Origin of the sequence: Sphingobium phenoxybenzoativorans, assembly GCF_001757355.1 — a bacterium.
In the GTDB taxonomy this organism is placed as follows: domain Bacteria; phylum Pseudomonadota; class Alphaproteobacteria; order Sphingomonadales; family Sphingomonadaceae; genus Sphingobium; species Sphingobium phenoxybenzoativorans.
The window spans coordinates 1-14,718 of the sequence record NZ_MINO01000052.1; the positions used below are offsets into that span (position 1 = coordinate 1).

Consider the following 14,718-nt stretch of genomic DNA (forward strand, 5'->3'; position numbering starts at 1 on the left):
CCTCCCGCCGTATCTCCGGTGGCGGCCGCGCTGACCATTTTTGAGGGACAGGCCGTCTTCAGGATACTCTCGCCCGGATCCAGCGCGTTCCGGGCGGGAGACGTGCTGCGCTTCGCCCATGGCTCGCGAACCACCCGCGCGAGGACGCCATGGTGAAGCGCGGCATCCTCCTCCTCGCGGCCAGCGCTCTGGCGCCGGCGCCGCTCTCGGCCCAGACGGTCGAGGACCGCGCCCGCGCCGCCGCCGAAGCATCCCGCGCGAAGACCTCGGACAGCGATGCGATCCAGCAGAATTATCTGACGCCGGGGCTTGCCGGACAACCGATCTCGACAGTCGACAACAGCCGGACGTTCAACCCCAATATAGCGTGCCAGAAGACGGCGACGCTGCTCGAACTGATCGCGCAGCCGGCGGCGACCGGCGATATCGGCACGCTGCGGATATCGCGCGACAAGGATCTCGACGGCACGGTCGACCAGACATTGACCCTGCCGGTGCCGGTATCGGGCATTTGCGCCAATGGCGTCGTCTCCTGTCAGCCGGGCACCTGGAACCAGTGCAAGAGCTTCAAATGGGATGTTGCGTCAGGCGGCGATCTCAAGCTCGCGCAAGTCGACCTGACCGATCTCGCCGGTTGCTACTGCATCAACAACAGCTGCGGCAGCAACCTCGTCTGGGGCAATATGGCCTCGGTGCTGAAAGACCTGGGCGGCGGCGTCATCGGCGCGCTCACCACGGCCGATCCGCGCGTCGGCGTCGCGCAGGCGGTGATCGACGGCCCGGCCATCCGTTACACTGGCGCCCAAAGCACGGCCTGCTCGCCCAACCCCGCGCTCCCGCAGACGGCCTATCGCGCCAGTCCCGCCACGATCCAGGGCGATGCCGCGAGCGTCGCCGCATCGAACAGCATCTTCCAGGCGCTCAAGGGCTCGCCCGCCGGCGTCGGCAAGGCCGAGCAGATCCGGTCCTGCACGATCACGCGGGAGGTGTCGTTGAACGCCGTCAAGGCGGACGATGTGATCGCGCATCTCGGCGGCGCCTATGCGATCTATGCGCCCGCACCCGATCAGCTCACATTGCAGATGGGCTCGCCGCGCGACGACAGCCTGCGAGGCGGGAGCTGCCGCATCTTCGAGTTTTCCATGCGGCTGCGGATCGATGATCCCGATCGCCTCGCGCAGTTCCGGCTCTCGCACTATTTCTTCGACGACTGGCTCCAGCTTCGCATCGACGGCGAGCTCGTGCTGTCCAATCCGGCGAACTGGACCGGGACCGGCCTGCCGCCCGGCAAGTGCGAGCGGAAACGGACCTGGCATGCCTATCCCAATCTCGACCTCAAGCCGTGGCTGACCCGCGGCGAGCATGTCATTTCCATGCGCATCGCGGTCGGCGGTGAAGGAGAGGCCTTCGCGCAGTTCGATGCAATGCTCGACCTCAGTTGCAACCCGACCGAGCGGATCGTCGACCTGTGCGCGGGCTATGCCGGCGACGTCAATTGCGCGCTTCATGACGAAAGCGTCGATGGCGTCGAGACGTTCCGCAACGGCGTCGGCACCGGCCTTACACCCCTCCCCCAGGCACGCCTGTTCGAGAGCGGCGCCTGCTCGCTCCGTCTCGCGCGGCCATGGTTCGAGCGTCAGCGCCGTTATCGTTGTACCGTCGATACCGGATCGATGCCGGAACCTGATCTGAGCCGCGGCGCCTATATCATCGACCATTCGACCGAGACCATGCTGGCCGACCGGACGAGGACCTCGGACGGGGGTTATGCCACCGCGTCACGGCCCTTCGCGCTGCCCGATCGCGGCTCGGTTCCGGCCTGCGAGCCGGTCTGCAAGACCCGCGCGCCCGCGCGCAATACGGCGGCTACCCTCGACGGAGTGGTCGGCACGAAACAGAATGCGCCTGTCGGGTGGGACACCTTCTACCATGCCTGCACGGCGGCAGGCGGCGGCGATGTCTGCCCTGTGGGTCCGGGCGAGGAAATCGTCTCGGCCTGCGGCTGCCTCGACGATTTTCCCGAAGCCGTCGTCATGATGCAGACCGTCCGCCTCGGTGGGGCCGACATGGTCTGCACGGGGGAAGTCCGATGATCGGGCGCCTCCTTCCCTGGCGGAAGCGCGCACAGCTGCTTGCGCTCGGCCTGTACGGCTTGCTGCTCGCGGGGCATGTCACGCCAGCGCAAGCGCAAACGCTCCCGGTCTGCGCGGTCGATCTCGATGGCAACGGCGATGCCGGTGATCCTGGCGAGGTCGCGAACTGCACGATCATGGCGGATGAAGAATGGCTCTGCCCGATCCAGCAAGTGATGTGCGTGGCCGATGCCGAGGGCGCGTATAGCTGCCCGCTCGGCAGCCAGCACTCATGCCTGACGCCGGTCGGCGGCGGCACGCCGATGTGCTCGCCCAATGCCTGCACCGGCAGCGACGGCACCGGAATTGAGGACGATCCCATCGTCGACGATCCCGGCGCGCCTGCCGATGGCGAAGTCGATGCCGAAGGGCATTGCCTCGGCAATATCGAGATATTCGCGGGACGCGCGGTGCGCTGCCGCCCAGCGGGTCTCAAGACCACCTTCTCGAACTGCTGCAAGGACAAAGGCAAGATCGTCAAGGACGGGATGGGCTCGTCCATCTCGTCGATCGGCACTAAGATCGCGGTGGCGAAAGGCGTCTTCACCGGCATGAAGGCCGCCTATGGCGCGTTCAAGGCGGGCGCGACCGCCGGCCAGGCCGCGAGCTCCGGCGCGAACGCGATCATCGCCGGGATCGATCCGACCTCGATCGCCATCAGTCTCGCGATCAATTTCATGATGGATTTCCTCCTGTCCGGCTGTGACCAGCAGGACATGGAAGTGGGCATGCTGCGCGGGTCGGGCATGTGCCACGAGGTCGGGACGTATTGCTCCTCGAAGATCCTCGGCATCTGCGTGCAGAAATCCAAGGGCCACTGCTGCTTCAACACCAAGCTTGGCCGCATCATCCAGGAACAGGGTCGCCCGCAGCTCAAGAGCTTCAACGGCCTTGGCTGGGGCACGCCGAAGAACCCCTATTGCCGCGGATTCACCCCCGAGGAATTCCAGGCGCTGGATTTCAGCAAGATGGACCTCTCCGAATATTATTCCGAAATCGAGGCCCGCGCCCAGGCCGACATCCAGATCGACATGAAGGACAAGATCGATGCCTATATGCAGGTCATCGGCCAATAACGCGCGCGTCTCGCTCGCGCTGGCCGGTATCGCTTTCCTCTCCACCTCCGCGCCAGCGCAGGACACCGCTCCGCCGGTAAGCGCGAGGGAGCGCGCGCAAGAGCAAGGCGACACGGCGATGGACCGGCTCGAACGCGCCACCGCCGCGCGCAAGGCCGAAGCGGAAATGCGCGGTCCGACCGCGCTGCCGACGCCATCGGACGAGACCCGCCGCCGCGCTTTCGAGGGGCTGCGCAAGCGCGCTCCGTCGCCGGCGATGGATGCGCGGGCGCGAACCGCGCTCGACAACGGCAAGGAGGCCATGGCCGCCGAGCACGACGCCATGGCCAGACGGCTCGGCCAGGCGCTCGGTCTCGATGCGCCCGACATGCAGGCCGTAGCCGGCATCACCACGCCTCCCGAAACCAAAGGCTGGGTGCCGGTGCTGTTCGTCTCGTCCTCGATGCCGGTGACGACATTGCGCATCTATGCCGGGCAGCTCGAACGGGTCGGCGGCGTGCTGGCCTTTCGCGGGATGCCCGGCGGGCTCACGAAGGTCGCGCCGATGGCGAAACTCTCCGCGGAAATCCTGCGCCATGATCCGGGATGCGAAGGCCCGGCCTGCGCGATGCGCGACGTGCAGTTGATCGTCGATCCGCTCATTTTCCGCCAGCACGGCGTCACCCGCGTCCCCGCACTCGCCATGGTGCCCGGCGATCCGGCGCTGCCCTATTGCGAGCGCGAGGATGATGCCCCGCGCGCCGCGCATGTCATCTACGGCGACGCCGCACTTTCAGGATTGCTCGAAGAATATGCCCGCCTCGGCGGCAAGCAGGAGGTGCGCGATGCTCAGACTCGCCTTCAGGGCCGCTAGATCCGGCTGGGCCGAACTGAAGCTGCTGCCGCTCAAGGCCGCGGTCGCGCTCGGCAGTTCGGGGCTCGGCCAGCCACCCCGACCCGAACAGTTGTGGAAGGCGTTCGGCATCGTCCTGCCGGTGGGCCTGCTGACGTGGTGGGCCATTCCCCAGGCGACGATCGTGATGAGCCCGTCGATCGACGCCTGGCTCGTCCGCAAGGCGCCGGGGCCGATCCATCGCGGCGATTTCGTATCGTTTACCCTGTCGCATCCGCTCGCCGGTCCCAAGCCGGTCGATGTTACCAAGATGGCGCTGTGCCTGCCGGGCGACCGCATCGACTGGATCGAGAAGCCGTCGTCTGCATCTGGCCCCATACATCCCGGCGAATGGGATGGCTGGTACTATTGCAACGGCAAGCTGCTCGGGATCAGCAAGCCTTATGGGCACAATGGGCAGAAGCTCGACCATTGGCGTCCGATGATCGGAACGATCCCGCCGGGCATGATCTATGTCGGCTCGTCGCACGCCAGCGGGTTCGACAGCCGCTACTACGGCCCGGTCGAGATCGAGCGGCTGAAGCGCATGGAGAAGCTGCTGTGATCCGCCTCGCCCTCCTCATCGTGGCGGTGCTCCTGCCGATCCTGCCTGTCCATGCGCAGACCGGCGAGCAACGCACCGGCTACTGGTGGTATCAGGCGCCGCCCAAACCCACGGAAGAGGATGCCGATCCCGACGCTCTCAAAAAGCCGGTGATCCCGCCGATGGTCGAACTGGCCACCTGGACGCCGCCGAAGATCAGGAAGCTGATCGAGGAACAGCGCGACTACGCGGCGACCGTGCTCACCGTCGATGCGGTCGCGGATTTCTGGCGTCTGCAGGACTTCGCCCGGCGCAAGGCCCGAGCCTTCGCCGGTGTCACGCAGATCGCCATGCTGCAAAATCCCGAACTCAACGCCAAGTCCGCCAATCCGATGGTCGGCGAGGCGCGTGACCAACTCTCCGCTCAGAAGGATCAGGTCCGCCGCCAGTATCTGCGTAGCCGCGCCAATGAATTCGCGCTGGTCATGTTCTCGCGTTCGACCTGCGGCTACTGCCGCGTCCAGTGGCCGATCGTCCAGCGCTTCCAGGACGAGATGGGCTGGCAGGTCACACTTCAGGACATCGACCGCAAGCCGGAACTCGCGCAGCGCTTCGGGGTCGAGGTCACGCCCACGACGATGGTGATCCGGCGGGGCAGCCAGCAGCGCATGGTGATCGCCAGCGGGGTCGAGGCCTATCCCAACCTCATCCAGATGGCCTACCAGGCGGTCCGGCTGCTCGCGGGCGATATCCGGCCCGAACAGTTCCTGACCGGCGCGGGCGAGGAAGACGGGTTCTTCGACGCGCTCGCCAACGGCCCGGTCTCCGCCACCGATCCGCGCGTCCTGGGCGGCGATCTGGTGGACGTTCGGATGGGACCCCGGCCATGATCCGCTTTGCCCCCATCCTGCTTACGGCGATGCTCATGGCCAATGGATCCGCGCACGCGCAGGCGCCGACGCACGAACAGGCGATGCGCGCGGCGATCCACCCGGTCGCCACCGACGCGAAGATGCGCCAATGGCTCGCCCGCGTTCCGGTGACGCGCGACTGGCCGCCCGACTTCGCCGAAACCATGAAAGGCCAGGCCCCCGCGTTCATCGTCGAGATGAGCACGGCGCCCGGCTGCATCCCCTGCGCCGATCTCTGGGCGCGGCTCGGCACATTGGGGCAACGCTATGGCTGGAAGGTCCGCACGATCGGCAGCCAGGAAGCGATGCTGCGCTCCGGGCGCCTCGGTCTGCCATGGGTCGGGCATCCGGTCGCCTGGGTCCGCCCTGTCGCCGATTCCAATCGCATCATTCCCGTCGCGATCGGCACCGATCACGCGCCCAACCTCGCGCGCAATCTCTACCTCGCCGCCAAGATGCTGACCGGGGTGAAGCCCGCTGTCGGCGTGCGCGGCATGGCGAAGTTCACCGGAATCGTGGCCGCGCCCACGCCTCCATCCTCCAACCGAGCAAGGAACTGACATGGGGAGCCAGACCCTTGCCCGCGCAAACGAAAGCTGCCCGCCATGGCAAACCCGCGCCGCCGCCTGACCCTGCTCGCCTTGCCCCTGCTGGCTTGCGTTGCCTTCGCCACACCGGCTTGTGCGCAAAGCTGGGCCGAAAGCTGGTTCGACAATGTGACCTATACCAGCCCCGGCTCGTTCGAGGACCAGACCCGCGGCTATATCACCGCGGGCGGCATGTCGGGCCGGATCGATGTCCATAACGACTATCTCATGTCGGTCACGCTGCCCAAGGTCCGCGCGGGCTGCGGGGGAATCGACATGTTTTTGGGCGGCATGTCGTTCCTCGATCCCGACTATCTCGTCCAGAAGCTCGAAAGCATCCTTCAGGCCGCCCCGGCGGTCGCTTTCCAGTACCTGCTGGAAACCCTCGATGAAAAAATGGGCAACATCATCTCGAAGATGGAGGCGGCGACCAACTTCCTCAACTCGATCCAGGTCAACGATTGCCGGCTCGCCAACCGCATGGTCCAGATCGCCCGGGGCGACGACAATATGTCGGGCATCATCGAAGAGATGACCGGCTACAAGAGCGTCCGCGAGGGCTTCTCCAAGAGCTATCAGCAGAGCCGCGAAAAGATTCAGGCGAACCAGGGCAATCCGACCGAGGATCTGCGCGACGCGCTGGAAAACTGCCCGGCCGAGGTCACCGACATCTTCAAGACCGGCTCGCTCCTCGCCCATGCCGCCGCGCGTGTCGGCGCGTCCGACTGGGCCGGCGTCATGCGCGCCCGCGTCGGCGACGTCTATATGCGCTGGGACCCGGCGGACAAGGTACCGCTGTTCACGGCTATCCCCGCCTGCGCGCGGCAGGACACCGAGAGCGTCGATGATTTCCTGACCGGCAAGGTCCAGACCCGCGCGATCGCGGTGCCGCCGACCTCGGCCGACTGCTCGACCGACGGCAGCGGCAAGGGCGCGCTGGTGCTCGCGCGCGGCCGGATGGAGTCGATCGCGATCAAGATCCGCACGCGCGCCGCGCTGACGGCGGAGGAACGCCAGTTCGTCGCCAATGTGCGCACCCTCCCCGTCTATCGTCTTCTGGAATGGGGCGTGCGCCAGGGGCTGGTCGAGAGCGTGATCGGCGATACCGACGAACTGGTCGCGTTGACGCTCGCATACCAGATGCTCAACGACCTCACGCGTAGCATAGATTTTGCCGTGTCCAATGCCGAACGTGGCGTGACCGCCGCCGGCGCGGCCGATGCCGGCAGCGCCCGGATCTGCCAGACCCGCATCCTCGCCAAGGGCATTGAGCAATTGAGCGGGCTACGCGACGAGGTGCTGCGCCAGCGCGCGCAGATGCGCCAGTCCTACATGGCCGCCCTCAACCAGGCGAACCTCTCGGCCAACTATGCCGGGGTCGTGCGCCAGCGCGACCGTGATGCGCGCGACGCCGCCGGCGCCGCCGCCAACCGCAACCGCTGACGGAGGGCCGCGTCATGCACCGCTTAGTTCGCGCGATCTCGGTCCTGATCGCTCTCTTCTCGGCCAGTCCCGCGCTGGCGATCGATGCGAGTTTCCACACCTATGACGGCTTTGCGGAGACGGTGGACGCCTTCCGCCTCGTCTCGATGATCTTCGGGGATTCGCGTTACGAGACATTGGTGCTGATCGTCGCGGTGGTGGGCATCGCGCTCGGCGTCCTGCTCGCCAGCATCCGCGGGCAAGGCATGGGCATCGTCGCCTTCGGGTTCCAGATGCTGATCGGCGTCGGCCTGTTCGTCGGCCTGGTCGCGACGACGGGCACGGTCCATGTCTACGACCGCGTCCGCAACGCCTATCAGCCGGTCGGCGACGTGCCGAACCTCATCGTGCTGGTCGCGGGCATGACCAACATGATGGAGCGCGCGCTCGCGGAAGTGATCGACGACAACACCACCGATCCCCATGCCAAGCTTGAGTTCGGGGCGGGCGGGCACAGTTTCGACCTGTTCCTCAATGCAGCGAGCCCGCGCGGCCCGATGACCGACACGTTCCTTGACGCGACGATCAAGGACTATGTCCGGCAATGCTATCCGGTCGCGCGGGTCTCGCCCGCCTATGGCGTCGACGACGATCAGCTGTTCCGCACGGCGACCGATCTTCCTGCCGCCTTTGCCGCGATGGCGGGGCCGGCGACCTTCAGCACGGTGTTCACGTCCACCGACAAGGGCGGCACGACGGTGAGCTGCAACGAGGCGTGGGAACATATCTCGACACGCCTCTCCGAACCTGCGCTGTTCGACAATTATGTCGCGCAGGTCTGCACCCGCACCGGCTACGACATCGGCAATGCGACCCAGCTTCAGCGCTGCCGCTCCAACATCGGCGAACTTGGCCAGATGATGATGGATACGCCGCTCTCGCTCCAGCAGTTCCTGACCAATGTGATGCTCGGCAGCACGGTGGGCGATGTGCTGTTCGAGGACAGTCCTGCAACGGCGGCGCGTGTCATGGCCAATCGCGCTGTCGTCTCGTCAGGCCTGGCCACCATGTCGACGGCCAACGAGTGGATGCCCACGATCCGGGCGACGGTCTTCGGGATCATGCTCTTCATGATGCCCGTCGCGCTGCTGTTCATCCTCACCCCGATCAATCTGCGCGTGGCTTCCTTCGCCCTCGGCCTGTTCGTCTTCGTGGCGCTCTGGGGCGTGATCGACGCCGGGATCTATCAGCTGACGCTCGGCCGCGCGACCGATGTGCTGGCCGAGATGCGCGCCAACCATGTCGCGGCCAATGCCTGGATGCTGGCGCCGTCGTCCGCGATGAAGGCGCTCGCCATCTTCGGGAGTTTCCGCACCGCGTCCGCGGGTCTTGCGGGGGCGTTCGTCTTCACGGTTTTCCGGTTCTCCGGTAATGTGTTCACCTCGTTCACATCCGGCGCGCTCGGTGTGCAGGGTCAGGGCACGGCAGCCGCCGCACCGCTTGCCACCAGCGAAGGCTATGCCGGCGCGCTCGAGGCGCAGGCGGGAGCAGCGGGCACCATGGCGCGGCGGGGCGCGGCTTCGAACTTCGGGGATTTCGGGGAGCGCTCGGCCTTCGGCGCAACCCGTGCGTTCGGTGCCGCGAGCAGCGTGCTCGGCGAACATGGCGGCGGCGCCAGCGGGACGGCCGCATTCGGCATGGGCAAGCTCGATGCGGCACGCGAACTGGGCGGGCTCTCCCCTGCCCTCACCGGCCGCAGCCTCACCGATCCCGCGACCGTGCGCGCCGTGCGCGACAATGCCGCGACCAGTGCGATCCATAATTTTGCCGAGAAGGATGCGCTCCGCAGCCTTGGCACCGGCTATTTTGGCGAGGGGCAATCCGGGGAACGTTCGTTCGCGGCCTTCACGCAGAAGATGGTCCAGTGGAAGGCGTTCGGGGATACGCGCGCCTATGACATGATGCTGTCCGGAGCCCAGCGGCATTTTGAGAGGAACGGCTACGACCAAAAGGATGCCGCGCTCAAAGCCTCGACGGTGATCGCCCAAGCGTCGGCTGATCCGACCTTCGCCAAACTGATCGCCAATACCTTCGACCAGGAGCAGATGCTGCGCAACGATCTTACCGGCGCGCAGATTCAAGTCGGCGCGATGGAAGGCCGGCGCGATTTTGCTGGCGACAATGTAAGGCGGATCGAGCGCGGCAATGTCGCGACCGAGCAGGCGCATAGGACCGGCAGCAATGAGGGCCAGCGCAACGCCGCCTCCATGCTCGGCCTCTCAGTCCAGGAAACCTCCCGCCGCATCGCCTTTATCAATGCGCTATCCGGAGAGGCTCGGTCGACAGCCATTTCCCAACTCTCCCGCGCAACCGGCCGCAACGAGGCGCAGGTCATGCGGGCGCTCGAAACCTACAATGCCGCCGTGCAGGTCGGCACCGCCGACGGTGCGACCGTCGAGGCCGCGCGCGAGGGCGCCAGCGTCTATGGCCGCACCCGCGAGGCAGCGGGCTTCGATTTTGCGGAGCGGTCGGGCAAGCTCGACGCGCAGCGTGAGGTCGGTCACGACGGTACGCGCTCGGCCGCCCGGATCGGGGAGCAGCGGCGACAGGCCGACAATGCCGGGTTCGCGGAAGGCGCGGCCGCCGCGGGCATGTCGGTGCGCCAGGCCGCACATCTCGACAGCTTCATCCGCACGCTGTCGCAGGGCGCCGGCAATCAGGTCGACATGGCCGAAGGTGGTGCGGCCGGGATCGCTGACCGCGCTCGCAACGAACGGATGACGCGGATCATCGATAATGAGCGCCTGACGCGCATGCAGAAGCTGCTGGCCGATCATGGTGTCGACATGTCGAAGCGGCAGATCGCCATGGCGCAGAATGGCGATCTGAGCCTCAATCTCACCCCGGAGACGGCGGCGCAGATGTGGCGCGGCGGGCTCATCAACGAGAGCCAATTGGGCGCGGTCGCCAATGGCGGGCGGGCAAGGTTCTCGTTCGCCGACAACGATCTTCTCGTCTCCAGCTCGGTCGGGTTCCAGCAATCGGCCCGCAACGATACCTCTACGCGGTTCGAGGCAGGGAAACAGGCCGGGCCCGACACGATCGAGCATTTCCTCAGCAGCGGCGAACAGGGCCAGGCGATGATGCAGAACTGGCTCAAGGGCGGGTTCGAGATGGACCGTCATGGCAACTGGCGTCTGAACCCGCAGGTGGCCGATACGCTTACGCGCGACGTGCAGGCGATCATCGCGCAGACCGGGTGGCAGCGCGGGCTCTCGCGATCCGCGCAGGATAATGTCACGATCGGTACAAGCGTCGGCGCTCAACTCGGAGGCTCGGTTGGGGTCGATGAATCGGAGGCGATAGGCGGTCGCGGGCAGCCTGCAGAGAAAGGCAAGCAAGCGGGCCAAGCGCAGTCGCCACAGAAGACCACGTCGACCTCAGGTCGAGTGGGCGCCAGTCTTGGTTTTGAAAGTCGTGACGTCGGAATCAGCAACGAGACAGCACAGTCGTCGATTGACATCGTCAACTACGACGTGCGCGAAGCGATTGCCGCCGCCGAGCGCGAAGCCGCGCGCTCGAGCGACCCGGCGGCGACCTTCTCGCGTGAACTGTCGGACCGGATTCTTGGCCCGGATGGCATACGCAACCGATATCTCCATGATGCGGATTCCGGCCGGGCAACTTTCGACATTACCGGGCCCCTGACTTCGGTCGAACAGAACTCCGTCCTGAAGAGCGGTAGATTTTCTACGGACGTGGATGGCAGCCCCGGCGATGGCGACAGCAGCTTCAAGAATCGTTAGTGCTTGAAGAACCGACTAGGGTGCTGAAGGCTCAGCGGGTTGCCGATGTAGAGACCTCCCGACCGTGGATCGAATATATCGGTGCCAGCACGAAGGTCTTCCATTCCTCGCTCATGTTCCTCCCACATTCTTTTGGAGGTTCTGGCCACCGCTTCATCGGACACAGGCGTACCCTCGCCCGTCGATGAAAACCCGGCCACCCACTGCTGCACATAGCCGAGTCCAAGCACCATGAGTGCCGTCATCGGAAAGAACAGGAGGTTGAGAAAACCGGCCGCCGCACTGTCGTAGAACGCCTCAAGCGGCGCGATCCTGGTCGATGTAGCCATGCCAATCCACCAGACCGGAATTGCCGACCACCACAGCTTCGCGTACCACGGACGCCAGAGCCAATCGGACGGTTTCAGCCGAGGCGATGCCGGTTCGGGCGCTTGAATATGGGCGGCGTTGTTCATCGCTATATCCTCACTGGAGGACTATAGCAGAATTCTGTCGGTGTTCCATCATTTGTGAATCGGCTCGATCTGGAAACCGATTGGGAACAACGCTTCTAATCTATCGGCATTGACCCATCTTTGCGAACAGGGATCGATGTGGCGGCGTCAATTCCAGAGAGAGGGTATTGGCGCCGCCGCAATAACCGTCACCAATGTCAATGCATGACGGTCGTTCTTGCCAGTTCCGGTAAATGTCGCGGTTGGGACAGCTTTTGCGGTGTCCAACACGGACTGCGTCTCAGCCGCTTCTGCTGGGCATATGACTTACAAGGTCGGCACGAGACCGTGCATTTTCCATATCTCGAGCATCTCCATCCCCGGGCAACCCCATTCTCGGCACCTCCGCTGATGCGAGCGGCGGCGCGACCTGTAAGGCTGGCAGTCATGATGTTTTCAAAATCTGAAGTCCGGCTAACGGCTCGGAAATCATAAAATAGCGCATGGCACCTTCGCGCAAAAAGCCAGCGCACAACAATATCCAAGTTGGGGGTTGTTGTTGATGAAAATCCCGCGATTTCTGTCATGCTCCTCTGCAACTAAGAAGGAGGTGAGAGCATGGGGAGCGGTAACGAGCCGGGCAACGACGAATTGAAAGAACAAGCGCTGGAAATGATGGAGCAGTCCTTGGCGATCCTATACGCCTTGCAGGAACCCGCTGCTGCCGATCTCCACGATGTGATTGAGAGGGTCATGGGGTCGTCGGGCAAGATGGGGGAAGAAGGCGAGGTATGGGATTCTGTTTTTACCGATCTACCGCACCTGACCATGCGGGCCTTGTTCCTTCATCGCAATGACGGCTTTACCGTTGGCCAGATCGCACGCCGCCTCCGCATCAGCGAGGCCGACGCGGCGGAGCGCCTCGACCACGCTGTGCGCTATGTTCGCGCGCCTGCATCACCAAGAATATAGGCAGCGCTAGCGGAAAGACATTGCCCGGCCATTCCGCCAAAATCCATGTCGAACCGTAAGCCTTCAATGTACCTGCTGGTCCCAAACGCGAGCGGCTCCCTCTCCCATCACCTCCACCCTTTCCTCGCTGCTCCCGCACTTCACCTAACCACCACCCTTCCGCGCTGCTCGCCGCAAACAGGCTGACCTGCAGGCGTCGGAGGGGCGCCTGACCTATCCCGGCAGCAATTGCTTCTCCAACGCGGCAACAAGCTCCTGCCTCTTGCCAGGGTCCAACCGGTCCAGGTTACGTTGCTTCCACAAGACCGCGGGCAGTCGCCTCGCCTCATCAATGCCCGCAAGCGCCCAGTCCGGTTCACCACGCTTGAAGCCGACAAGGAATTGCCGATGAGTGTCAGGCATCCCGGCAACCATGCGCGCGATGATGTCTTCACGCGCTGATTCCAGTTCCGCCAGAGTGATCGGCTGGTGAGTCATTCCGACGAAACCGCGCTCGAACTCCTCGGCGAGCGGTTTACGGGCGGGAGCGAGAACCTCGGCCATCGGGCGATTATGGCTGGCGAGGTAGACGAGAAATGCACGTCGCAAATCGTCTGTGACGCCTTCGTTCGCCAGCAAGTCGCGGACGTCGAAGAGGTCGCGAGGGTGCTGCCGGTCGAGCGCCGCCACGATTTTTCCCGCATAGAGATCGGCGAAGGACACCACCTGAATCTCAGCAAAACCAAAGGCGTCCTCGACTGCGGGAACGACACCCATAACGACGGGATCATAGACCGTCCCGCGCAACACTGGCGTGACCTCGATCTTGATCTGCACATCATCCGCACGAACGATGAGCTTGGTGACGATTTTTTCGTCAGCGGAACGCGACGCATGAATCCTGGCTCCGACCAGTCCTTCCTCGATGCGTTCCTTGATCCGCAGCATCGCCGCATCGATCGTGGCGAGCGAGGTCGCGCGGTCCTCGATCGGCAGATAGGTGAGGTCGATGTCCACCGAAAGTCGCGGCAGGTCACGCACGAACAGATTGATCGCTGTTCCGCCTTTCAGCGCGAAGATATCCTCCTTCGCGACGTGAGGCATAACACGCAGAAGAAGAGCGACCTGTCTCCGGTAGCCGTCGAGAAACGCCATACAGCTATTCTCCCGCCAGGTCGGAGGGCACGGTGATGTTGTAGCGCCGGTCGAGCTTCCCTCCTTTGACCAGGACGCGTTTGCCCGATCCGAGATCCAGGCGGGAAACATCGAGCTTCGAACGCCAGGCATGGCCATGGCGATCCGCGAAGAAGAGGAAGAGACGCTTCACTTTTACGCTCGCGCACGCCTCAAGAAGTGTCTGAAGGCGACGTGGGCTGAGGTCGCTCATTCCTTCCATCAGCATGTCGACCTGATGGAAGCTCTCATGGGGAAGCTCATCGAGCAGTTCGAGAACGGCGCGTTCCTTGCTCGAACAGCGGATCGGCAAGGTCGTGCCGGCGGTGCTGGACATCCGGGGCGCAGGCTCGGGAGGAATCTCGCCGTCGACTGGAAACAGCCGGAGGCTGTTATGCCAGCGGAACGAGACATCGAGTGGCAGGCTGTCGAGCCATGTCGGCGGCCGGCTTGGCCCATAGAGATGGACTTCGCGCACCGTTATGGAGAGATAATGAGCGTAGCCCTGCTGTTCGAGCGCTGTGCGCCCGCCAACTGTCAAAGGCAGGTCCAACAGGGATTGCAGTGAGATAACGGCCTGTTCCCAGGTGAGCGGTCCACGCGAGCGGCGATAGACGCGCCGGGTCGGGCTATCGAGCCATCCCGCGCGAACATATTGGCTCCGCAGCGATGATGAGTAACCATGGGCTTCCATCCATGCCGCGTCGACCAGCAGGCTCTCTGGGAGATCCCGTTGCAGCCGGTTTAATTTTCCTAATGTTTGCGAAGCCATGCTATGCATTTTGACAGATTGGGAAACTACTGTCGAGTT

General features: G+C 64.4%; 12 protein-coding genes. 9 read left to right on the forward strand and 3 right to left on the reverse strand.

Features of this window, described 5'->3' with window-relative positions; all coding sequences use genetic code 11:
* The first annotated feature begins 149 nt into the window (after positions 1 to 149).
* The 8 genes from BHQ40_RS18330 to BHQ40_RS18365 are packed head-to-tail and all read left to right on the forward strand — an operon-like array spanning position 150 to position 11,349.
* A complete protein-coding gene (locus BHQ40_RS18330) occupies positions 150 to 2,093 on the forward strand; it encodes a hypothetical protein (RefSeq protein WP_013846831.1) in 1,944 nt (647 codons plus the stop codon).
* Positions 2,090 to 3,208: a conjugal transfer protein TraN gene (gene traN / locus BHQ40_RS18335; RefSeq protein WP_021246295.1), complete on the forward strand. Its 1,119-nt coding sequence runs from the start codon at positions 2,090 to 2,092 to the stop codon at positions 3,206 to 3,208. The genes BHQ40_RS18330 and traN overlap by 4 nt, the downstream gene beginning before the upstream one ends.
* The gene (locus tag BHQ40_RS18340) at positions 3,180 to 4,061 is read left to right on the forward strand and encodes a type-F conjugative transfer system pilin assembly protein TrbC (RefSeq protein WP_021246294.1); all 882 of its coding nucleotides are present in this window, start codon (positions 3,180 to 3,182) and stop codon (positions 4,059 to 4,061) included. Before traN ends, BHQ40_RS18340 begins: the two co-directional genes overlap by 29 nt.
* Positions 4,033 to 4,644, forward strand: coding sequence for a S26 family signal peptidase (locus BHQ40_RS18345; RefSeq protein WP_021246293.1), 612 nt, complete (start codon positions 4,033 to 4,035; stop codon positions 4,642 to 4,644). The genes BHQ40_RS18340 and BHQ40_RS18345 overlap by 29 nt, the downstream gene beginning before the upstream one ends.
* Positions 4,641 to 5,513, forward strand: a complete 873-nt coding sequence (locus BHQ40_RS18350; RefSeq protein ID WP_021246292.1) for a conjugal transfer protein TraF — start codon at positions 4,641 to 4,643, stop codon at positions 5,511 to 5,513. Before BHQ40_RS18345 ends, BHQ40_RS18350 begins: the two co-directional genes overlap by 4 nt.
* Positions 5,510 to 6,094, forward strand: coding sequence for a hypothetical protein (locus tag BHQ40_RS18355; protein ID WP_021246291.1), 585 nt, complete (start codon positions 5,510 to 5,512; stop codon positions 6,092 to 6,094). Before BHQ40_RS18350 ends, BHQ40_RS18355 begins: the two co-directional genes overlap by 4 nt.
* Before the next feature lie 45 nt (positions 6,095 to 6,139).
* The gene (locus BHQ40_RS18360) at positions 6,140 to 7,564 is read left to right on the forward strand and encodes a conjugal transfer protein TraH (RefSeq protein ID WP_021246290.1); all 1,425 of its coding nucleotides are present in this window, start codon (positions 6,140 to 6,142) and stop codon (positions 7,562 to 7,564) included.
* Between the two features lie 14 nt (positions 7,565 to 7,578).
* Positions 7,579 to 11,349 (forward strand): conjugal transfer protein TraG N-terminal domain-containing protein, encoded by a 3,771-nt coding sequence (locus BHQ40_RS18365; RefSeq protein WP_021690792.1) that lies wholly within the window; start codon positions 7,579 to 7,581, stop codon positions 11,347 to 11,349.
* Here the strand turns inward: BHQ40_RS18365 and BHQ40_RS18370 are convergent.
* Positions 11,346 to 11,804, reverse strand: a complete 459-nt coding sequence (locus BHQ40_RS18370; protein ID WP_021246288.1) for a hypothetical protein — start codon at positions 11,802 to 11,804, stop codon at positions 11,346 to 11,348. The two genes, BHQ40_RS18365 and BHQ40_RS18370, sit on opposite strands and share 4 nt — an antisense overlap.
* A 597-nt stretch (positions 11,805 to 12,401) precedes the next feature.
* Between BHQ40_RS18370 and BHQ40_RS18375 the strand changes: the two genes are divergently transcribed.
* Positions 12,402 to 12,755: a hypothetical protein gene (locus BHQ40_RS18375; RefSeq protein WP_013846840.1), complete on the forward strand. Its 354-nt coding sequence runs from the start codon at positions 12,402 to 12,404 to the stop codon at positions 12,753 to 12,755.
* A 213-nt stretch (positions 12,756 to 12,968) separates the two neighbouring features.
* Here BHQ40_RS18375 and BHQ40_RS18380 read toward each other — a convergent pair whose 3' ends face one another.
* Positions 12,969 to 13,889, reverse strand: a complete 921-nt coding sequence (locus BHQ40_RS18380; RefSeq protein WP_021690793.1) for a nucleotidyl transferase AbiEii/AbiGii toxin family protein — start codon at positions 13,887 to 13,889, stop codon at positions 12,969 to 12,971.
* A gap of 4 nt (positions 13,890 to 13,893) precedes the next feature.
* On the reverse strand, positions 13,894 to 14,688 hold the full coding sequence (locus BHQ40_RS18385; RefSeq protein WP_013846842.1) for a type IV toxin-antitoxin system AbiEi family antitoxin: 795 nt from the start codon (positions 14,686 to 14,688) through the stop codon (positions 13,894 to 13,896).
* Positions 14,689 to 14,718: the final 30 nt, after the last annotated feature.